The 21,162-nt window shown below is 61.2% G+C and carries 14 protein-coding genes; 12 read left to right on the plus strand and 2 right to left on the minus strand.

Annotated elements, in window-relative coordinates; genetic code table 11:
• Positions 1-17 precede the first annotated feature (17 nt).
• The 5 genes from AC0IXA_RS14005 to argR all read left to right on the plus strand — a co-directional run bounded on the left by AC0IXA_RS14005 (position 18) and on the right by argR (position 4,534).
• A complete protein-coding gene (locus AC0IXA_RS14005; protein ID WP_016773583.1) occupies positions 18-707 on the plus strand; it encodes an ABC transporter permease in 690 nt (229 codons plus the stop codon).
• A complete protein-coding gene (locus AC0IXA_RS14010) occupies positions 704-1,402 on the plus strand; it encodes an ABC transporter permease (RefSeq protein ID WP_024014019.1) in 699 nt (232 codons plus the stop codon). The genes AC0IXA_RS14005 and AC0IXA_RS14010 overlap by 4 nt, the downstream gene beginning before the upstream one ends.
• A gap of 1 nt (position 1,403) precedes the next feature.
• The gene (locus AC0IXA_RS14015; RefSeq protein ID WP_471813519.1) at positions 1,404-2,516 is read left to right on the plus strand and encodes a succinylglutamate desuccinylase/aspartoacylase family protein; all 1,113 of its coding nucleotides are present in this window, start codon (positions 1,404-1,406) and stop codon (positions 2,514-2,516) included.
• 27 nt (positions 2,517-2,543) lie between these two features.
• Positions 2,544-3,308 (plus strand): ABC transporter ATP-binding protein, encoded by a 765-nt coding sequence (locus AC0IXA_RS14020; protein ID WP_007912705.1) that lies wholly within the window; start codon positions 2,544-2,546, stop codon positions 3,306-3,308.
• A 245-nt stretch (positions 3,309-3,553) separates the two neighbouring features.
• Positions 3,554-4,534, plus strand: a complete 981-nt coding sequence (argR, locus tag AC0IXA_RS14025; RefSeq protein WP_024014018.1) for a transcriptional regulator ArgR — start codon at positions 3,554-3,556, stop codon at positions 4,532-4,534.
• A 13-nt stretch (positions 4,535-4,547) separates the two neighbouring features.
• Here argR and AC0IXA_RS14030 read toward each other — a convergent pair whose 3' ends face one another.
• On the minus strand, positions 4,548-12,314 hold the full coding sequence (locus tag AC0IXA_RS14030; RefSeq protein ID WP_471813522.1) for a dermonecrotic toxin domain-containing protein: 7,767 nt from the start codon (positions 12,312-12,314) through the stop codon (positions 4,548-4,550).
• 304 nt (positions 12,315-12,618) lie between these two features.
• On the opposite strand from AC0IXA_RS14030, the gene AC0IXA_RS14035 reads away from it, so the two are divergent.
• The 7 genes from AC0IXA_RS14035 (at position 12,619) to astE (ending at position 20,500) form a co-directional block, all read left to right on the plus strand.
• Positions 12,619-13,839 (plus strand): aspartate aminotransferase family protein, encoded by a 1,221-nt coding sequence (locus AC0IXA_RS14035; protein WP_471813524.1) that lies wholly within the window; start codon positions 12,619-12,621, stop codon positions 13,837-13,839.
• 246 nt (positions 13,840-14,085) lie between these two features.
• On the plus strand, positions 14,086-15,105 hold the full coding sequence (gene aruF / locus AC0IXA_RS14040; RefSeq protein WP_016773587.1) for an arginine/ornithine succinyltransferase subunit alpha: 1,020 nt from the start codon (positions 14,086-14,088) through the stop codon (positions 15,103-15,105).
• A 51-nt stretch (positions 15,106-15,156) separates the two neighbouring features.
• Positions 15,157-16,182 (plus strand): arginine N-succinyltransferase, encoded by a 1,026-nt coding sequence (gene astA, locus AC0IXA_RS14045; RefSeq protein ID WP_024014014.1) that lies wholly within the window; start codon positions 15,157-15,159, stop codon positions 16,180-16,182.
• A complete protein-coding gene (gene astD / locus AC0IXA_RS14050; protein ID WP_471813673.1) occupies positions 16,179-17,648 on the plus strand; it encodes a succinylglutamate-semialdehyde dehydrogenase in 1,470 nt (489 codons plus the stop codon). The genes astA and astD overlap by 4 nt, the downstream gene beginning before the upstream one ends.
• Before the next feature lie 138 nt (positions 17,649-17,786).
• Positions 17,787-19,133 (plus strand): N-succinylarginine dihydrolase, encoded by a 1,347-nt coding sequence (astB, locus tag AC0IXA_RS14055; RefSeq protein ID WP_071173304.1) that lies wholly within the window; start codon positions 17,787-17,789, stop codon positions 19,131-19,133.
• A gap of 56 nt (positions 19,134-19,189) precedes the next feature.
• Positions 19,190-19,480 (plus strand): hypothetical protein, encoded by a 291-nt coding sequence (locus AC0IXA_RS14060; RefSeq protein ID WP_016773591.1) that lies wholly within the window; start codon positions 19,190-19,192, stop codon positions 19,478-19,480.
• A gap of 12 nt (positions 19,481-19,492) precedes the next feature.
• A complete protein-coding gene (gene astE, locus AC0IXA_RS14065; RefSeq protein WP_471813527.1) occupies positions 19,493-20,500 on the plus strand; it encodes a succinylglutamate desuccinylase in 1,008 nt (335 codons plus the stop codon).
• 123 nt (positions 20,501-20,623) lie between these two features.
• Here the strand turns inward: astE and AC0IXA_RS14070 are convergent, their stop codons facing one another.
• Positions 20,624-21,133, minus strand: coding sequence for a 6,7-dimethyl-8-ribityllumazine synthase (locus AC0IXA_RS14070; protein WP_016773593.1), 510 nt, complete (start codon positions 21,131-21,133; stop codon positions 20,624-20,626).
• Between the last annotated feature and the right edge of the window lie 29 nt (positions 21,134-21,162).

Genomic DNA, 21,162 nt, shown 5'->3' on the forward strand with positions numbered 1-21,162 from the left:
TTTCGAGGACCTGAATCATGTTGAAAGGCTACGGGGCTGTCATCCTCGATGGCGCATGGCTGACGCTTCAGCTCGCCTTGTCGTCCATGGCTCTGGCCATCGTTCTCGGGCTGATCGGTGTCGCGTTGCGCCTGTCGCCGGTGCGCTGGCTGGCGTGGCTGGGCGACCTGTATTCGACGGTGATCCGCGGCATTCCCGATCTGGTGCTGATCCTGCTGATCTTCTACGGCGGTCAGGACTTGCTCAACCGCGTCGCGCCGATGCTCGGCTATGACGACTACATCGACCTGAACCCGCTGGCCGCCGGTATCGGCACCCTCGGTTTCATCTTCGGTGCGTACCTCTCGGAAACCTTCCGTGGCGCGTTCATGGCGATCCCCAAGGGCCAGGCCGAAGCGGGCATGGCGTACGGCATGAGCAGTTTTCAGGTGTTCTTCCGGGTGATGGTGCCGCAGATGATTCGTCTGGCGATTCCCGGCTTCACCAACAACTGGCTGGTACTGACCAAGGCCACCGCGCTGATTTCCGTGGTCGGTCTGCAAGACATGATGTTCAAGGCCAAGCAGGCGGCGGATGCCACGCGCGAGCCTTTCACCTTCTTCCTCGCAGTGGCGGCGATGTATCTGGTGATCACCAGTGTTTCGTTGCTGGCATTGCGTCACCTTGAGAAGCGCTACTCGGTAGGCGTAAGGGCGGCTGATCTATGATCTTCGACTACAACGTCATCTGGGAGGCACTGCCGCTGTACTTCAGCGGCCTGCTGACCACCCTCAAACTGCTCGCGCTGTCGCTGTTCTTCGGTTTGCTCGCGGCGTTGCCGCTGGGGCTGATGCGCGTCTCGAAAAACCCGTTCGTCAACGGCGCCGCGTGGCTGTACACCTACGTGATTCGCGGCACGCCGATGCTGGTGCAGCTGTTCCTGATCTACTACGGTCTGGCCCAGTTCGAAGCAGTACGCGAAAGCTTCCTGTGGCCGTGGCTGTCCAGCGCAACGTTCTGTGCCTGTCTGGCTTTTGCCGTGAACACCAGCGCCTACACCGCAGAAATCATTGCCGGCAGCCTCAAGGCCACGCCGAACGGTGAGATCGAAGCGGCCAAGGCCATGGGCATGTCGCGCTTCAAACTGTACAAGCGCATCCTGCTGCCGTCGGCCCTGCGCCGCGCGCTGCCGCAGTACAGCAACGAAGTGATCATGATGCTGCAGACCACCAGTCTGGCGTCGATTGTGACCTTGATCGACATCACTGGCGCGGCACGTACCGTCAATGCGCAGTTCTACCTGCCGTTCGAGGCGTACATCACCGCCGGCGTGTTCTACCTGTGCCTGACCTTCATTCTGGTCAAACTGTTCAAACTGGCCGAGCGTCGCTGGTTGAGCTACCTCGCGCCACGGAAGCACTGATATGCAACGCATCGACCATGTATTGCCGTGGAGCCACTTGGGCAGCGAGCGCAAGGTTTCGGTTTTCCGTTTCGGCAGCGGCGAGCGCAAGGCCTACCTCCAGGCCAGCCTGCACGCCGATGAACTGCCGGGCATGCGCACCGCCTGGGAGCTGAAAAAGCGCCTCGGCGAACTCGAAGCCCAAGGCTTGCTCAACGGCGTGATCGAGCTGGTGCCGGTGGCCAATCCGATCGGTCTAGGGCAATTGCTGCAAGGCAATTTCCAGGGCCGTTTCGAGGCGGGCAGCGGCAAGAATTTCAACCGTGATTTCGTCGAGCTCAGCGCGCCGGTCGCGGCGGCACTGGGCGACAAGCTCGGTGATGATCCCCATGCCAACGTGCGCCTGATCCGCCAGGCAATGGCCGACCACTTGGCCGGCTTGCCTGAAGCGAGCAGCCAGTTGCAAGGCATGCAGCGTGTGCTGCTCAGCCACGCCTGCACCGCCGATGTGGTGCTGGATCTGCACTGCGATGCCGAAGCCGCGCTGCACATGTACGCGCTGCCGCAGCACTGGCCGCAGTGGCGTTCGCTGTCGGCGCACCTGCACGTCAAGGTTGCTTTGCTCGCAGAAGATTCCGGCGGCAGCTCGTTCGATGAAGCCTGCTCGTTGCCATGGCTGCGCCTGTCGCGGCAGTTTCCCGAGGCGCAGATTCCGCTGGCGTGTCTGGCGACGACCATCGAGCTGGGCGGGCAGGCCGACACTGGCCGCGTCGAAGCCGAGGCTTATGCTGAAGGCATTCTGGCGTTCCTTGCCGAGCAAGGTCTGATCACCGGCGAGTGGCCGGACCCGGCCTTCGAACCGTGCGAAGGCATGCCGTTCGAAGGCACCGAATTGTTGTTCGCACCGCACCCCGGTGTGGTGAGTTTTTCCCGCAAGCCCGGCGAATGGGTCGAGGCGGGCGACGAGATTTTTCAAGTGATCGACCCTGTGTCCGATCGGGTCAGCACGGTATGTGCTGGTACGTCCGGGGTGCTGTTTGCCATTGAACGGCTGCGCTATGCCCAACCCGGTTTCTGGCTGGCCAAGGTGGCGGGGCGCGAAGCGCTGCGTCACGGGCGCTTGCTCAACGACTGACTGACTGTTTTTGTGAGAACCGACCGCATGTACAAACTTGAAGTCCAAGACCTGCATAAACGCTATGGCAGTCACGAAGTGCTCAAGGGCGTGTCCCTGAAAGCCGCCGCCGGCGATGTGATCAGCATCATCGGCTCCAGTGGCTCCGGCAAAAGTACTTTCCTGCGCTGCATCAACCTGCTCGAGCAGCCGCACGCCGGCAAGATCCTGCTCAACAACGAAGAGCTGAAACTGGTGGCGAACAAGGACGGCGCGCTGAAAGCCGCTGATCCGAAGCAGCTGCAACGCATGCGTTCGCGCCTGTCGATGGTGTTCCAGCATTTCAACCTGTGGTCGCACATGACCGCGATTGAAAACATCATGGAAGCGCCGGTGCACGTGCTCGGCGTACCCAAGTACGAAGCTCGGGAAAAAGCCGAGTACTACCTGAACAAGGTTGGCGTGGCCCATCGCAAAGACGCGTTCCCGGGGCACATGTCCGGCGGCGAGCAGCAGCGTGTAGCGATCGCCCGAGCGCTGGCGATGGAGCCGGAAGTGATGCTGTTCGACGAACCGACCTCGGCCCTCGACCCGGAACTGGTCGGCGACGTGTTGAAAGTCATGCAGGCGCTGGCGCAGGAAGGCCGCACCATGGTCGTGGTGACCCACGAAATGGGCTTCGCCCGTGAAGTGTCGAACCAGTTGGTGTTCTTGCACAAAGGCGTCGTCGAAGAAAGCGGCAACCCGCGCGAAGTGCTGGTCAACCCGCAATCGGAGCGCTTGCAGCAATTCCTGTCGGGTAGCCTGAAATAAATCAGGGCTGCCGTTGTGCACCAGATTAGGTCATGCTTCGCGATCTCCTGGCTGGCTCAGATCCCCTGTGGGAGCTGACGAGTGCAACGAGGCTGCGATCTTTTGATCCTGTTTTCGAAAATCAAAAGATCGCAGCCTTCGGCAGCTCCTACATGGATCTGTGTCGGACTCAGGATTTGTGTTCATTTCCGGGCTAGCATTGGCCCATGCCTTCATCACCGTTGTTCGTTTCGGATTGCCCGCCCATGACTGCCCATCGAATTGGTTTCCTGATTTGGCCCAGCACTAAAGCGTTGACGCTGGCGCTGGCGGAGGAGGCCTTGCGTGTTGCGCAGCGGGTGCACCCGGACGTGGTTTACGAGCTGTCGTTCTTGCAGGCCGAGCCGCAGAGCGAAGGGGCCTGGCAATTGCCCGGCGAACCCTGGGCCGGCAAGCTCGAGAATTTCCAGAAACTGTTCCTGCTCGCTGACGAGCCGCCGACCACCCTGGCGCCGGCGCTGAGCAGTGCGCTCAAGCAACTGGTGCGTGCCGGTTGCGTGATCGGTGGTCTGTCGGCCGGTGTCTATCCGCTGGCCCAGCTCGGTTTGCTCGACGGTTATCGCGCCGCCGTGCACTGGCGCTGGCAGGACGATTTCGCTGAGCGCTTCCCGAAAGTCATCGCCACCAGTCATCTGTTCGACTGGGATCGCGATCGCCTGACCGCTTGCGGTGGCATGTCGGTGCTCGACCTGTTGCTGGCGGTGCTGGCCCGTGATCACGGCGCCGAGCTGGCCGGTGCGGTGTCGGAAGAACTGGTGGTCGAGCGCATCCGCGAGGGTGGTGAGCGTCAGCGCATTCCGTTGCAGAATCGCCTCGGCTCCAGTCATCCGAAGCTCACCCAGGCGGTGTTGCTGATGGAAGCCAACATCGAAGAGCCGCTGACCACCGACGAAATCGCCCAGCACGTGTGCGTATCCCGTCGGCAACTGGAGCGGATCTTCAAGCAATACCTCAACCGCGTGCCGAGCCAGTACTACCTGGAATTGCGCCTGAACAAGGCCCGGCAAATGTTGATGCAGACCAGCAAGTCGATCATCCAGATCGGCCTGTCGTGCGGCTTCTCCTCGGGGCCGCACTTCTCCAGCGCCTATCGCAATTTCTTCGGGGCCACGCCGCGGGAAGATCGCAACCAGCGACGCAGCAGCAGCCCGTTCGAATTGTCGTCAGTGCCGCCGGAGCGTGGCTGAGCGCGGGCCGACTTCAATCGATTTCGATGCTTGGGGAAAAATCATGGAAATCCTCAATCGTCTGATACGCGTTGTCGTTGCTCGACTGCTGCTCCAGCACGCGCAATTGATACGCCGCCTCATACCGCTGCAGGCGCTGCAAACTTTCGGCAGTCAGCGGGTTGTCGCTGAAGTCGTATTCGGTCAACACCTCGCCGGGCTGTGAAGGAAACTCGCCCGGCAACTCGGTGATCGCGTTCCCGGACAAGTCCGCGTACATCAATCGAGGCAGTCCGAACAGGCCGTCAGGCACCTTGCTCAAGGCACAGTTGCCCAGGCGCACATCAGTCATCTGCGGGAAATGACTCAGATCAGGAGTCATATCCAGCGGATTGTCGCTGAGGTCCACGGAACTCAGGTTCCTCAGCGTTGCGAATGCTTCTGCGGCCTGCGCAGTCAGCGTGATCTCACAGCCAGGCAGATACAGACTGCGCAGCCGGTCCATGGCGAATATCCGGGTGGGAATCTCGCCCAGCGGGTAGTCGCGGATGTCGATGCCTTTGAGCTTTGGAAACAACTCCAGCAGACGATCGATCCGAGGCGGGGCGGACGCCGTGGTGGTCAGTTTCAATTGTTCGATATGGTCAAAACGCGCGGTCAGCGGCGGCAGCTCGCCGGTAAACGACAACTCGCAGCTAACTCCCGGACCTGTCAGGTACGAGGGGGCACGGCGCAGCTCGTCTTCCAGGTTTTGTCTGAATTCCTGGCGGTTGAGTCTTTCCCTGGCTGCCGCGTCGGTCGCAAGCGGCATCTGCGTGCCGGGATCGTTGGGGATCTCGTTTGCCCAGCTATCCAGGCGTTCGAGCACGCTGGTGAGGCCGGTTTTGCGGCGCATCAGCTCAAGACGTCCATCGGCCAGCGTACCCGCAAGCTTGTAGACCAGATCGTTGGCATCGAAGCCGGACAGCGACGGGTAAAGGCCTTGCGCCAGATCGATGTCGTCCTGTTGGACCCAGACACCGAAATTGTCGGCTTTGGCCTGGAAAGCGGCTTTGACACGTTCTCTGGAAGCAACCGACAACGGGTTGGCGCCCAGTTCAATGCCGCGACCGGAATAACGTGTCAGTTCCGTCGGCACCTCGATGATGTTGTTGTCGCTCAGCAACGCAACTTCCAGCTGCGGCAGCTGTTCCAGCCCGGCAGGAACGCTATCGATTCCGGTGCTGGTCAGATCGATGAACGTCAGGTTCTGCAGTGCCGACACATCCGGCGTGACCTGCAGCGGATTGCTATACAAGTCCAGGGACTTCAAGCGGGTCAGCGTGGACAAGACCGCTTGTCCGACAGGATCCAGTGTGATCTGGCACTTGCTCAGCATCAACGTTTCCAGCGACGGCAGGCTTTGCAGCGCTTGCGGCATCCGGCCCAGGGAAAAATCCTGCAGTTCCAGACCCTGCAAGCCGCTGAAGCTTGTGAGAAAACCGTCGGAAACCTTCAGTGCCGGATTGCCCTGCAGACTGAGATGGGTGATGTGACTGAAGTCGGTGGCCAATTGCGGTAACTCACCGGTAAATGCCGCATTGGCAGTGAAGGTGTTGAGCCGTAATGCTGAATTGTCGGTGCGCCTGCCGCGCCATAGTTGTTCGAGGCTTTCGCTGAATTTTTGTCTCTCGGTGAGTTCTGCGGCTTTTTCCTGCTCAGTCCATGGCCGCTCTGTCGATGGATTGTTGACTGGCAGACGCTCACGCCATGCGTTGAGATCGCCAATCATGCGGGCGATTTCGCCCTCCCACCTGATCAGTTGCGCCGTGCCGGTCTGTAATGTCCCGGGCAGGCGATAGATCATGTTGATCGCAGCGTTTTCTCCAAGTCGCGGGAACAGTCTCTGCGCCATGGCAATGTCAGCCGATGGCGGCTTGATCCGGAAGTTGCGCCCGTGTGCCGCGTAGTAGAACTTGACGCGCTCGCGGGCATTTATCGACAGAGGGTTGTCGTTCAGATAGATGCCGTCGGCCCTATTGGGCTTCAGGCTGAAGATAGCGTCCGGCAGCTCGGTAATCTGGTTGTTGGCAAGCGAGAGCTCTCGCAGCAACGGATGCTCGGCGATGCCCTTCGGCACGCTGGTCAGATCGGTATGGCCAAGTAAGAAGTTGGTTACCTTGGGCAGGGTTGTCAGATCGGGCGCGTTTGACAGTGGGTTGTGGCTCAGATCGAGCAGCCGCAACTCGGGCAGAGTGCCGAGTACTTGCTGCCCGGCAGGTGACAGTGTCAGCGCGCAGTCATTCAGTTTGAGCTCTTTGAGATACTGCAGGCGGCCGACGAATGAGGGTATGTCATAGAGCGTGAAGGCTTTCAATTTCAGCGTCTGAAGATTCGGGAACAAGGCAGCGAACGGCTCCAGTCCGGCGGTCGTCACGTTGCCGGTGAGCTTGAGGCTGGTCACGTGATCGAAGTTGACACTCAGGCGCGGCATTTCGCCGAGAAACTTAAGGTCTGCCGCAAACAATGCGCTGCGCTTGCCGCTTCCCATCGATCTTTCGCTCCAGAAATCCTCCAGCAATAGCTTGAAGTCCGAGCGTGCGGATCGTTGCGCCAGATGCTCGCTTACGCTCAAGGCCTGGCCTGTGACCGGGTGCGCGGACGGAATTGCCGAGGCCCAGCGGGTCAGGTCATCGCGCATCTGTTGCTGCTCCGCTTTCCAGCGAAGGAGCTGTTTGCGGCTGTCGCCCAGATTGCCGGGCAAGTCGTAGATCATCTCGCTGGCCTCCTGCTTGTTCAAACCGGGAAACAGCTGCCGGGCGAGGCTGACATCCGGCTCGGGCGCCAGGACGTCAAAGTCGTTTCGATGGATGCGGAAGTAGTTTTTGATCTGATCGCGCGTTGCTGCCGATAGCGGATTATCGGCAAAGTCAATGCCGTCACTGCGCTCGGCCGGGAGGTCGAACAGCGCCTCCGGCAATTGCGTGATGCGGTTGCCCGAGAGCGCTGCGGTTCGTAACCCCGGATGGCTGCTCAGTCCTTCGGGAACGACGGTCAACCCGCAGTTGGACAGATCGAGATGGAACAATTCCGGCAACAGGTTCAGGTCGGGGAACGTTCCCAGCGGATTGTTGCTCAGGTCCAGCGTGTCCAGGGCGGTGAGTGACAGCAGCGCAGCCTGGTTTTCCGGGGTCATGACCACGCCACAATTCTTCAGCTCCAGATCGGTCAGCCGAGGCAGTTTTGCTTCGCCAAGCGCCAGCGGTTCCAGTTCGAAGCCGTTCATTTTCAGCTTGGCAAGGTTGGGCAAGCACTCCACGAAGCGCAGGGCGGCGGTGATATTGGCGTTGCCAACGAGGTTCAACCGGGTAACGCGCTCCAGACCGGTGCTGAGTATCGGCATATCGCCACTGAACGTCGCCGTTGCCCTGAGTTCTTCAAGGCGCGGGTACGTGGGCGGGCTGCGCCAGAATTGTTCGATCTGTTGCGCAAAGTCTCGTCTGGCATCCAGTTCGCGGGTCTGCGTCTCGAGCGGCAGACGTTCTCCCGATTCGGCGGCAGTTACGGCGGCCTGGTTGATCCATTGGTTGAGTTCGAGATTCAGTACGCCGAGCTCATTTTCCCAGCGTGACAACTGTGCACCGCACTCGGCCAATGGCCCGGGCAATCGGTACAAAACCCGTGTCGCGCCTTCGGTATCAAGGGAAGGGAACAAGGCGATGGTGCGCTGCAGATCCTCCTGCACAGGCCGGACCCCGAAGTGCTTGCCGGTGTGCTCGTAAAACACTTTGACCCGTTCGCGAGAGGCCGTGGTCAACGGGTTGTCTGCAAAGGTGTAACCATCGCTGAGGGAGCTGGCCAGATTGAAGAACTTTTCCGGTATCCGCGTGATGCGGTTGCGATCGAATTGCGCCGAGATCAATCGCGGATGATCCAGCAGGTCGTCGGGCACCGTATGAATGCCGGTATCCGACAGATTGACGTAGCGCAACGAGGGCATCGCGTGCAGGTCCGGCGGCAAGCCCAGCGCATTGCCTTGCAGATCGAGCAGGGTAAGTTGTGGCAAGGAAGCCAGCACCGACTCTGTGACCGTTGTCAGGCTCACTCGGCAATCGCGTAAACGCAGTTCGCGCAGCGAGGGCATTGAAGTCAGTGCTTGCGGCAGGCTCGGCAGGTTGAGGTTGCGCGCATCCAGTCTCCGCAACTGACTGAACGACTGCAAAAAATTGTCAACGGAAGTGGTCATCGGGCTGCCATCGATGACGAGCGAGGTGATATGGCTGAAGTCTGCCGACAACACCGGCAAGTCGCCCATCACCGCAGGTGTAAGGTCCAAGGCATACCCGGCGGCAAGACCCTGCCGATCGAGGCTCGTGACGAGCTCCCGCCTCCAGCCTTTGAGCAATTGCTCCCTGAGCAGCCTGCGATTCTGGATTTCGGCGCGCTTCTCCAGCGGCGTCAGCGCTGTGCCGGTTTCGGGATGCAAGGCGGGCGGATTGTTGGCCCAGACATGCAGCTCGTTCTGCAATTGCAAGTAGTCATTTTGCAAGCGAAGCATTTCTGCGCGCGGGCCTGCGGGACTGCTGCGCATGCTTTCGGCGAGAAAGCGCATCTCATGGTTCGACATCCGTGGATAGAGCACCCGTATGTCTTCTTCGAGGATGTGCGGTTGGCCAGCGGGGCGGGGCGGACGCGGCGCCTGCTGGGGATAACCATCGGTTCCCAGCAGGCGCAGCGTGTCGACTGCCGGCGCTTGGGACGGCGTATCGGCAATCACCTGACGCCACTCGTTGCGCTCAAGCGTACGTTCGCGAATGGCCGCCTTCAGCGCCTGACTCTGACCGATGCGCAGGTCCAGGCTCTGGCGCTCACTGTCGGGCAATGCGTACAACAGGCTGGAATAGAAATCCGCGAACGAATGCAGCTGCTGCCCGCGATCGTCGTAAGGTTGATATTGACCATCGTCGCGGCACACCAGCACCTTGTATTCGGGCGCATCGTCACGGCCGATGGTGTCCAGTAATGTGCCCTCGTAGCGCCCGTCACGGATTTCGATGCGCACATCACCACTCCAGCCCGGCAACAATTTGAGGCTGTGCAGCGCCAGAGAATCAGAGTCGGGGTTGCTCACCGAATCCAGCTCAAGGCCTTCATACGAGCGGGTAACGCGCACCTCGTCACTGGCCATCTGCATGAGCGCCTGTTGGCGCGCCGGCAATTGTCCTTCGCTGATCTGCAGCAGTTCGCTGCCGGTCGCGGTATCGAGCAGTTCGCGGGTAATGCTGGCCGGCAATTGCGGAGGGTGAGTCTCGAGTCGTGCCGCCAGCGGGTCGTCGAGGTGCTGAAGGGCTTGATAGCGCGACTCGAACAGCGCGCTTGTGTTGCGTCTGGCGAGGTCCGCCACTTGCTTGCGCAGGTTCTGGCTGCGGACCTCGATGGACGGCGTCGGTCCGGCGAAGGGCTCGTCCAGCAAGGCTTTGATCTGCGTCTCGTCGAGGGTTTGGAGCAGGGTTTTGAGCACGTCGCCACCGATCAGTTCGCCCTGGCGCAGTTCGGTCACGGGCAGGGTTGTGTCGGCAGACGATTGCCACAGTTGCTCGCCTTGGCGATCGAGCAGACGCAGGCATTTGTCGCTTGGCCAGCGACCGTATTCGCTGAGCACCTGCAGCTGCATGGTCGGGTCGGCGCGCAGAAAAACGTCGGCGTCATCGCTGTCGAGCTGGTCGATGAAACGTTGCAACTGCTGATCAAGCTTGAAGCGCTGAATGCTGTCGGCCAGCAGCGGCGGGACCTTCTGCTGCTCGACATGCATTTTGCGCAACGCGTCTTCGCTGGTTCCGCTGATCTGCAGGACGGTTTCACGCTCGCTCGCGGACAAGCTCTCGACCGCAGGGCCGATACGGCGCAGCGCGGTTGCGCCATCCCACTCCAGCGGTTGCTCGAGTTCAGTGTGCCAGGCACCTTCGCCGTTGTGGCGCAGCACCGGTTGGTATGCGTCAGGGCGACTCGGATGTTCGATGCGGTACTGCCCCGGCACCTGGCTTTCGGTGACTGCAAAGTGCGCATCCTCCAGTGGCAACAGGCGCTTGTCTTCATGGGTATGCAGACCCAGTGCATCGGGTTGCGAATCAGCACTCGGGCGCTGCGGATGTTTGTAGCGTTCGAGATCCGGTTGCCAATAGCGGGTGTCACCATTGGCCAGTTGTACCGGTTTGAAGCGGTCGATGAACGCCACGATTTCCTTGGGCAATACCTTGCGAAACTCGGCCGCGCCAATCGCACCGCCGACGGCGAACATGCCCAACTGGATCATCGATTCCACGGTGCCCATCAAGTGTTCGACCGCTTCGGTCGTGCGCCCCTGCGCCCACTCGACAATGCCTTCGAATACTTCATCGAGCATCTGATAGGCCATGTACGCCATCATCGCTTCACCGAGCACCGGCACGAAGGGCGCGACGATCATCGCGGCGGTCTGGGCGATGGAAGAGAGGATGTTGACCAGCGAATCCCAGAATGCCCAGCGCGCCCTTTGATCAACCAGGGCAGTCGGTACGGCAATGGTTCGGGCGTCATTGAAAATCTTGTTCAGCTTTGCCTGGTACAGGTGTTGCCAGACATCGTCGTAAAACGGCGTCAGCGCAGCCTGCAGATCGGGCTGCTCCACCGGGGCTTCGCGCCACGCCGGCAGCGGGTCGCCGGGTTCGTGCGGATGCCAGCGGATTTCACTCAGCCGGCTGTTGAGGGTGCTGAAGAAAAAGCCGCGCTGGTCGTGATTGACGAAGCGGCTGAAGAACTGCTGATAGTCCCTGGAGCGCAACTGGCGCGTCAGTTCCACGACCATTTCCAATGGCGAGGCGTACTCCTTGAACGGATGTTCGGGGTCATCCGGGACATAGGCGACGACGCGCGCTGCATTGCGTGTCATGTACAGGTCCGGGGCGAATACCACGATGCCGGTCAGCGGTGCGCAAAGCATCGTCATGTCATGACACAGCAGCGGGGCGCCATGCACATGCAGGCCTTTCACGCCGTCGAGCATCGCCCCGATCGTGCGTAACGCGTTTTCCGAGACATCGCGGTTCATCCGCGCCCATTGCAGGGCAGACTTCATCGCGGCCTTCTGGCTGGCGTCGATCTTGCCGCGCAAGACCGACGCGACCATCGGATCGGAATAGCCCAGATTGTCTTCCAGACTGGCTTTGTATTGGGCGCCGATATCCAGTCGACGGCACAGTTTTGTGAAAGCGGAAATGCTCAGTTTCGCCTTGATCTCGGGCAGGGTTTCAAACTGTCCTGTGGCCGAGGGGGCGCTGGTGAATGTCGACTCGGCTTCGAAGGCGTTGTCTTCGGTTTCCCTGTCTTCGAAGTTATGCAGCGCAGCCTCGAGCAGTGACACGGACCAGGCGCGGGCGCCGGTGCGGATCGGAAACCACGGGGTGGTGGCGGGAATGTACAGGCGCACGTAGGTGTTTCTGACATCCAGTTCCAGATCGAAGCAGCGTTTCAGCTCGGCCTTGAGCAGGGGCTCGGCGAAGGCCGCAGCGTCCTGCAAGTGCTCCAGGCTTTTATCGACCCGGCTCTGGGCGCTGATATGCGCCGCCCCAAGGCTTTTCATCAGCGCGTGCTGTTCGGCTGGCGCGTTCTTGAGCGCGGCCGGCTGCTGCGGGAGGCTACTTTTCAGTGCTTCTCGCCGAGTGGCTGAGGTGTCGCCCAGCCAGGCGGGAATCGCGTTTTTCAGTGGTTGATAATGCTCGTCCGCATGGTGCGCGTCAGTTGCGTCATCCGGGATTGCCGATGGGGGTGCTTCAGACAAATGCATGGCCATTCCTTGGCGTTGGGAAGAACCCTCAGCAAATCAGCAGCAAGCGCCCCCCGTGCGGTAGATATTTATGTCTCTGCCGTGGGGGCTGACTTGGTATCCTGCGCGGCCTGCCGCAAATCGGCCGCGCCCGGTAAACTGCGCCTTTGCGACGCTATATGTCGCATTGCCGTAAACCCGGGAAAATCCGGGGTTTGCGCTATAAGAAGTTGTCGCTTGGCGACAAGGCCGGGCACCCAACTGTCCTTACAATCCCCTCATCGCTCGCCAGTTCCAGGCGGGTGTTCCTCTTCAGGAGACTCCGATGTCCGTTGAGCACGCTGCGGTACAACGCGCCGATTTCGACCAGGTAATGGTTCCCAACTACGCGCCTGCCGCTTTCATTCCGGTGCGTGGCGCCGGTTCCCGGGTCTGGGATCAGGCCGGCCGCGAGCTGATCGACTTCGCCGGCGGGATTGCCGTCAACGTATTGGGCCACGCGCATCCGGCGCTGGTCGGTGCGTTGACCGAACAGGCGAACAAGCTGTGGCACGTGTCCAACGTGTTTACCAACGAACCGGCCCTGCGTCTGGCGCACAAGCTGATCGACGCCACGTTTGCCGAGCGCGTGTTCTTCTGCAACTCGGGCGCCGAAGCCAACGAGGCCGCATTCAAGCTGGCCCGTCGCGTCGCATTCGACCGTTTCGGCACCGAGAAATACGAAATCATCGCCGCGCTGAACAGCTTCCACGGCCGTACCCTGTTCACCGTCAACGTCGGTGGCCAGTCGAAGTACTCCGACGGCTTCGGCCCGAAAATCACTGGCATCACCCACGTTCCCTACAACGATCTGGCCGCGCTGAAAGCCGCGGTGTCCGAGAAGACCTGCGCGGTCGTGCTCGAGCCGATCCAGGGCGAAGGCGGCGTGCTGCCGGCCGAGCTGGCTTACCTGCAAGGCGCCCGCGAACTGTGCGACGCGAACAACGCGCTGCTGGTGTTCGACGAAGTGCAGACCGGCATGGGCCGCAGCGGCAAGCTGTTCGCCTACCAGCATTACGGCGTGACCCCCGACATCCTCACCAGCGCCAAGAGCCTGGGCGGTGGTTTCCCGATCGCGGCGATGATGACCACCGAAGCGCTGGCCAAACATCTGGTCGTCGGCACCCACGGCACCACTTACGGCGGCAACCCGCTGGCCTGCGCCGTCGCCGAAGCGGTGATCGACGTGGTCAACACCCCTGAAGTGTTGAACGGCGTGAACGTCAAGCACGACAAGTTCAAGACCCGCCTGCGACAGATCGGCGAGAAATACGGCCTGTTCACTCAGGTACGCGGTCTCGGTCTGCTGATCGGTTGCGTGCTCAGCGAAGCGTGGAAAGGCAAGGCCAAGGACATCTTCAACGCCGCTGAGCAGGAAGGCCTGATGATTCTCCAGGCTGGCCCGGACGTGATCCGTTTCGCCCCGAGCCTGGTGGTGGAAGATGCCGATATCGACGCCGGTCTCGACCGCTTCGAACGTGCCGCAGCGAAGTTGACGCAAGCCTGATGGACCTTTCGGCGCCTGGAGTTTTTCCGGCGCCGAACCAATTTTTGATACCGGGCACATTCACCTGTTGGATTGAACCTGTGGTGAGGGGATTTATCCCCGATGGGCTGCGCAGCGGCCCTAGATTTTTGGGGGTGCTTCGCCCCCCAGCGGGGATAAATCCCCTCGCCACAAGTCCCATTCCTGCATCGATCTTTATGTGGGCCCGGTTTTTTCTGTGAATATTGAAGAGAAAGGAGTGACACCATGCTGGTGATGCGCCCCGCGCAAATGGCTGATCTGGGCGAGGTACAGCGTCTGGCTGCGGACAGCCCGATTGGTGTCACTTCCTTGCCGGATGACGTGGAACGTCTGAGCGACAAGATTGCCGCGAGCGAAGCTTCGTTTGCCGCCGAAGTGAGCTTCAACGGTGAAGAGAGCTACTTCTTCGTTCTTGAAGATTCCACTACCGGCAAACTGGTCGGCTGTTCGGCCATCGTCGCTTCCGCCGGTTATTCGGAGCCGTTCTACAGCTTCCGCAACGAGACTTTCGTCCACGCCTCCCGCGAGCTGAAGATCCACAACAAGATCCACGTGCTCTCGCAGTGCCACGACCTGACCGGCAACAGCCTGCTGACCAGTTTCTATGTGCAGCGCGAACTGGTCGGATCACCGTGGGCCGAGCTCAATTCCCGTGGCCGTCTGCTGTTCGTCGCCAGCCACCCGGAGCGTTTTGCCGACTCGGTGGTGACCGAGATCGTCGGTTACAGCGACGAGAATGGCGACTCGCCGTTCTGGGATGCGATCGGGCGTAACTTCTTCGACCTCAACTACGCCGAGGCCGAGCGCCTGTGCGGGCTGAAAAGCCGCACCTTCCTCGCCGAGCTGATGCCGCATTACCCGATCTACGTGCCGCTGCTGCCGGACTCCGCCCAAGAGGCGATGGGCCAGGTGCACCCGCGTGCGCAGATCACTTTCGACATCCTGATGCGCGAAGGTTTCGAGACTGATCACTACATCGACATCTTCGACGGCGGCCCGACCCTGCATGCGCGGGTTTCCGGGATCCGTTCGATCGCCCAGAGCCGCGTGGTGCCGGTGAAAATCGGCGAGCCGGTCAAAGGCGCTGGACGCCAGTACCTGGTGGCCAACGCGCAGTTGCAGGATTACCGCGCGGTGTTGCTGGAGCTGGATTACGCGCCGGGCAAACCGGTGACGCTGGATATGGAAGCAGCCGAAGCCCTGGGCGTCGGTGAAGGTGCCAGCGTGCGCCTGGTGGCGGTTTAACGCCTTAGCGAGTTTCACGGGTGGCGCGAGCGGCCCGTTTGAGGAGATAGCATGATTGTTCGTCCCGTACGCAGCAGCGATTTATCCGCGCTGATCGACCTGGCCCGCAGCACCGGCACCGGCCTGACTACCTTGCCGGCCAATGAAGAGCGCCTGACCCACCGGGTCGGCTGGGCCGAGAAGACCTTTCGCGGCGAAGCCGGGCGTGGCGATGCCGACTATCTGTTCGTGCTCGAAGACGATGACGGCCGTGTGGTGGGGATTTCCGCCATCGCCGGCGCGGTTGGTCTGCGTGAGCCCTGGTACAACTTCCGCGTCGGTCTGACGGTCAGCGCTTCGCAAGAGCTGAACATTTACCGCGAAATCCCGACGCTGTTTCTGGCCAACGACCTGACCGGCAATTCCGAGCTGTGCTCGCTGTTCCTGCACGCCGATTACCGCAACGGCTTGAACGGTCGCATGCTGTCCAAGGCGCGCATGCTGTTCATCGCCGAGTTCCCGGAGCTGTTCGGCAACAAGATCATCGCTGAAATGCGCGGTGTGTCCGATGACGCCGGGCGCTCGCCGTTCTGGGAAAGCCTCGGCCGCCATTTCTTCAAGATGGAATTCAGCCAGGCCGATTACCTGACCGGCGTCGGCAACAAGGCATTCATCGCCGAACTGATGCCGAAATTCCCGCTGTACACCTGCTTCCTGTCGCCGGACGCGCGCAACGTCATCGGCCAGGTGCACCCGGACACCGAACCGGCGTTGGCCATGCTCAAGAGCGAAGGCTTCAGCTATCAGGGTTACGTCGACATCTTCGACGCCGGCCCGGCCATCGAATGCGAAACCAGCAAGATCCGCGCGGTGCGTGACAGCGAAGCACTGGTGCTGGCCGTCGGCACGCCGGGCGATGACGCCACGCCGTTCATCATCCACAACCGCAAGCGCGAGGATTGCCGCATCACGGCTGCGCCAGCGCGTCTGGCTGCGGGCACCCTGGTGGTCGATCCGCAGACCGCGAAACGTCTTCAACTCAGCGCCGGCGATCAGGTTCGCGCCGTGGCGCTGTCCGCTGCACGGGAGTCGAAATAATGAATTCGCTATACATCGCAGGTGAGTGGCTGGCCGGTCAGGGCGAGGCCTTTCAATCGCTGAACCCGGTGACCCAGCAAGTGCTGTGGGCGGGCGAGGGCGCCACTGCCGCGCAGGTCGAATCGGCGGTTCAGGCTGCTCGCCAGGCATTTCCTCAGTGGGCACGTCGCACCCTCGAGGAGCGCATCAGCGTCCTCGAAGCTTTTGCTGCTGCGTTGAAAAACCACGCTGACGAACTGGCTCGCACCATCGGCGAAGAAACCGGCAAACCGCTGTGGGAAGCTGCGACTGAAGTGACCAGCATGGTCAACAAGATCGCGATTTCGGTGCAGAGCTACCGCGAGCGCACCGGCGAGAAGAGCGGCCCACTGGGCGACGCTACCGCCGTATTGCGCCACAAGCCGCACGGCGTGGTCGCGGTGTTTGGTCCTTACAACTTCCCCGGCCACCTGCCTAACGGTCATATCGTCCCGGCGCTGCTGGCCGGTAACAGCGTATTGTTCAAGCCCAGCGAACTGACGCCGAAAGTCGCCGAGCTGACGGTCAAGTGCTGGATCGAAGCCGGTCTGCCGGCAGGCGTGTTGAACCTGCTGCAAGGCGCGCGGGAAACCGGCATCGCTCTGGCGGCGAACCCGGGTATCGACGGTCTGTTCTTCACCGGTTCGAGCCGCACCGGCAATCACCTGCACCAGCAATTCGCCGGGCGTCCGGACAAGATTCTGGCGCTGGAGATGGGCGGCAACAACCCGCTGGTGGTCGATCAGGTCGCTGATCTGGACGCGGCGGTGTACACGATCATTCAGTCGGCATTCATTTCCGCCGGCCAGCGCTGCACCTGCGCCCGCCGTCTGCTGGTGCCGCAAGGCGCGTGGGGCGACAGCCTGCTCAAGCGTCTGGTTGAAGTCAGTTCGACCATTGAAGTCGGTGCCTTCGATCAGCAACCGGCACCGTTCATGGGCTCGGTGATTTCCCTCGGCGCGGCCAAAGCGCTGATGGATGCGCAGGAACAACTGCTGGCCAACGGCGCGGTGGCGCTGCTGGAAATGACCCAGCCACAAGCGCAGTCGGCTTTGCTGACCCCGGGCATTGTCGATGTGACGGCCGTGGCCGAGCGTCCGGACGAAGAACTGTTCGGGCCGCTGCTGCAAGTGATCCGCTATGCCGATTTCGGCGCCGCGATCAGTGAAGCCAACAACACCGCTTATGGACTGGCCGCCGGTTTGCTCTCCGATTCCGAAGTGCGTTACCAGCAGTTCTGGCTGGAAAGCCGCGCCGGCATCGTCAACTGGAACAAACAGCTGACCGGCGCCGCGAGCAGCGCGCCATTCGGCGGCGTCGGCGCCTCGGGCAACCACCGCGCCAGCGCCTATTACGCAGCGGATTACTGCGCATACCCGGTGGCCTCGCTGGAAACCCCGAGCCTGGTGTTGCCTGCTGCCCTGACACCCGGCGTGAAAATGGCGTGATGCCCATTCGCGAGCAGGCTCGCTCCCACAGGGAAATGCATTCCAGTGTGGGAGCGAGCCTGCTCGCGAAGGCCGCGCCTCGGTCTTAAAGAATAGTTACTGAAGCCTATAACAACAGATTCTCGTGGAGCCTCGCTGATGAAATCCTATGAAGTCAATTTTGACGGTCTAGTGGGGCCGACCCATAACTACGGTGGTCTGTCCTACGGCAACGTCGCCTCGCAGAGCAACAGTCAGCAATCCTCGAATCCGAAGGAAGCGGCGCTGCAAGGTCTGGCAAAAATGAAAGCGCTGATGGACATGGGCTTCCAGCAAGGCGTGCTGGCCCCGCAGGAACGTCCTGATGTGGCGGCGCTGCGTCGTCTGGGCTTCAGCGGCACTGACGCGCAGGTGATCGAGCGCGCCGCCAAGGAAGCGATGCCGCTGCTGGTCGCCAGTTGCTCGGCGTCGAGCATGTGGGTGGCCAACGCCGCCACGGTCAGCCCGAGTGCCGACACCGCTGACGGCCGCGTGCACTTCACCGCCGCCAACCTCAATTGCAAATACCACCGCAGCATCGAACACCCGACCACCAGCCGCGTGCTCGGCGCGATGTTCGCCAATCAACAGCACTTCGCCCATCACGCCGCTTTGCCGGCAGTGGCGCAGTTTGGCGACGAAGGCGCGGCCAACCACACGCGTTTCTGCCGTGAGTACGGCGAGGCGGGCGTCGAGTTCTTCGTGTTCGGCCGCAGTGCGTTCGACAACCGTTTCCCGGCGCCGCAGAAATACCCTGCACGCCAGACCCTCGAAGCCTCGCAAGCCGTCGCGCGTCTGCACGGTCTGCGTGACGAAGGCGTGGTCTACGCGCAGCAGAATCCCAACGTCATCGATCAGGGCGTGTTCCACAACGACGTGATCGCCGTGGGCAATGGTGAAGTGCTGTTCTATCACGAGGACGCGTTCCTCGAGACCGACAAGATGCTTGCCGAGCTGCAAGGCAAACTGGCCAAGGTCGGCGGTAACTTCCAGTCTGTTTGCGTGCCGCGTTCGGCGGTCACTGTGGATGACGCGGTGCGTTCCTACCTGTTCAACAGCCAGTTGCTGTCGCGTGCCGATGGCTCGATGCTGCTGATCGTGCCGCAGGAATGCCAGGCCAACGAACGCGTCTGGGCTTATCTGCAAAGCCTGACCAGCTCCGGCGGGCTGATCCGCGAAGTGAAAGTCTTCGATCTCAAGCAAAGCATGCAGAACGGCGGTGGCCCGGCGTGCCTGCGTCTGCGTGTGGCGCTGAATGAAACCGAACTGGCGGCGGTCAACCCAGGCGTTATCATGACGGCCCCGTTGTACGGTTCGTTGACCGCATGGGTTGAAAAGCACTACCGCGACCGCCTGAGCGAAACCGACCTGGCGGACCCGCAGTTGCTGCTCGAATGCCGGACGGCACTGGATGAACTGACGCAAATCCTTAAACTGGGCGCGGTTTATCCCTTCCAGATCAATTGATCGCCAGCGCGCTGCCTGAACGTGGCGCGCGGCGTTTCACCCAAGAGAGTAAAAACATGAGCGATTCCCTGCAGCTGATCCTTGAAGACACCGACGGCACGCAATTGCAAACCTCGTGCACCCGCGTCGCGGTCATGTGGCAAGGCAAAGAGCTGTGGATCCAGCAGGACGGCCGTGGCCAGCTGCTGATCGGCGTGGACGTCGAGGAAGGTGACGAAGAGTACGCCAACCTGCTGCTGCGCCCATTGGCGACTAATCTGGTAAGTCTGCAACTGGAAATGGAACCGGCTGACCTCGGCGCTGACGAGGATCACGTACACGGCCCGGATTGCAACCACGACCACTAAGGAAACCGCTCTATGCTCGCCCTCGGCAAACTGCTTGAACTGACCCTCGCCGGCCGCGAACCGGCGGAGAAGACTCAACTGACTGTCGAAGGCGTGCGCATGCGCTGGTTGAGCGAAGGGGCGCTGGAAGTGCGGCCCCCGGAAGCGCGCGACAATGGCCTGGACCTGCTGCTGTCAGCAGGCATCCATGGCAACGAAACGGCACCGATCGAGTTGCTCGATCGGCTGTTGCACGACATCGCACGCGGCGATCTCAAGCCGCGCGCACGCATTCTGTTCCTGTTCGGCAACCCGGAAGCGATTCGCAAGGGCGAGCGTTTCGTCGAGCAGGATGTCAATCGGCTGTTCAACGGCCGCCACGAACAAAGCAGCGGCTCGGAAGCGTTGCGCGCCTGTGAGCTGGAACGGCTGGCGGCGAGTTTCTTTAGCAAGCCCGAGCGCCAGCGTCTGCACTACGACCTGCACACGGCGATTCGCGGTTCGAAGATCGAACAGTTCGCCTTGTACCCGTGGAAGGAAGGGCGCCAGCATTCCCGCCGCGAACTGGCGCGCCTGCGCGCCGCCGGCATGGAAGCAGTGTTGTTGCAGAACAAACCATCCATCGTGTTCAGCTCGTACACCTACGACAAACTCGACGCCGAGGCTTTCACCCTGGAACTGGGCAAGGCGCGGCCGTTCGGGCAGAACGACGGCGTCAACGTGTCACTGCTGGAAACCCGCCTGAAACAGATCATCGAAGGCACTGAGCCGGAGACAGAAGAAAGGCTGGACGGCTTGCAGTTGTTCAGCGTGGCGCGGGAAATCATCAAGCACAGCGATGCGTTCCGCCTGAATCTGCCGGCGGATATCGAGAACTTTTCCGAGCTGGAACCGGGTTATGTGCTGGCCGAAGACCTGGCCAATACCCGCTGGGTGATCGAAGAGCAGGGCGCGCGAATCATCTTCCCCAACCCCAAGGTCAAGAACGGCCTGCGCGCCGGCATCCTGATCGTCCCGGCCACTGACGAAAACCTCGCCTGACGTGATCGTTCCCACGCTCCGCGTGGGAATGCAGCCCGGGACGCTCTGCGTCCGTTCCAAAGCCGAACGCGGAGCGTCCGTTGAGGCATTCCCACGCAGAGCGTGGGAACGATCATGTGAGAATCAGACCGCTACAGCGCGCGGCTCGGTTCGACGCAACGCGCGAATCTTCTGCAACGTATCGGCGCAAGTCCGCGCCGCTTCCTGACCCTTGTGCACAAAGTGCTCGAAGAAGAACTTCTGATGCTCTTCGCCCGAATGGAAGTGATGCGGGGTCAGCGACACCGAGAACACCGGCACTTCGGTTTCCAGTTGCACCTGCATCAGGCCGCTGACCACCGATTGCGCAACGAACTCGTGACGGTAAATGCCGCCGTCCACCACCAGGGCGGCGGCGACGATGCCGGCGTAACGGCCAGATTTGGCCAGCAGCTTGGCGTGCAGCGGCATCTCAAAAGCGCCGCCGACCTCGAAGAAATCGATGTCCGATTCCTGATAACCCTGCACCAGCATTTCAGCGACGAAGCCTTTGCGGCTCTGGTCGACGATTTCCTTGTGCCAGCAGGCCTGGATGAACGCGACGCGCTCGCCCTGTGGGTGTTTGCTTTTGCTGTCGATAGCGGTGGGTTGCATGTTCTGACTCCTGTTTGTGTGAAAAACAG

Source organism: Pseudomonas sp. AC083, assembly GCF_979253165.1.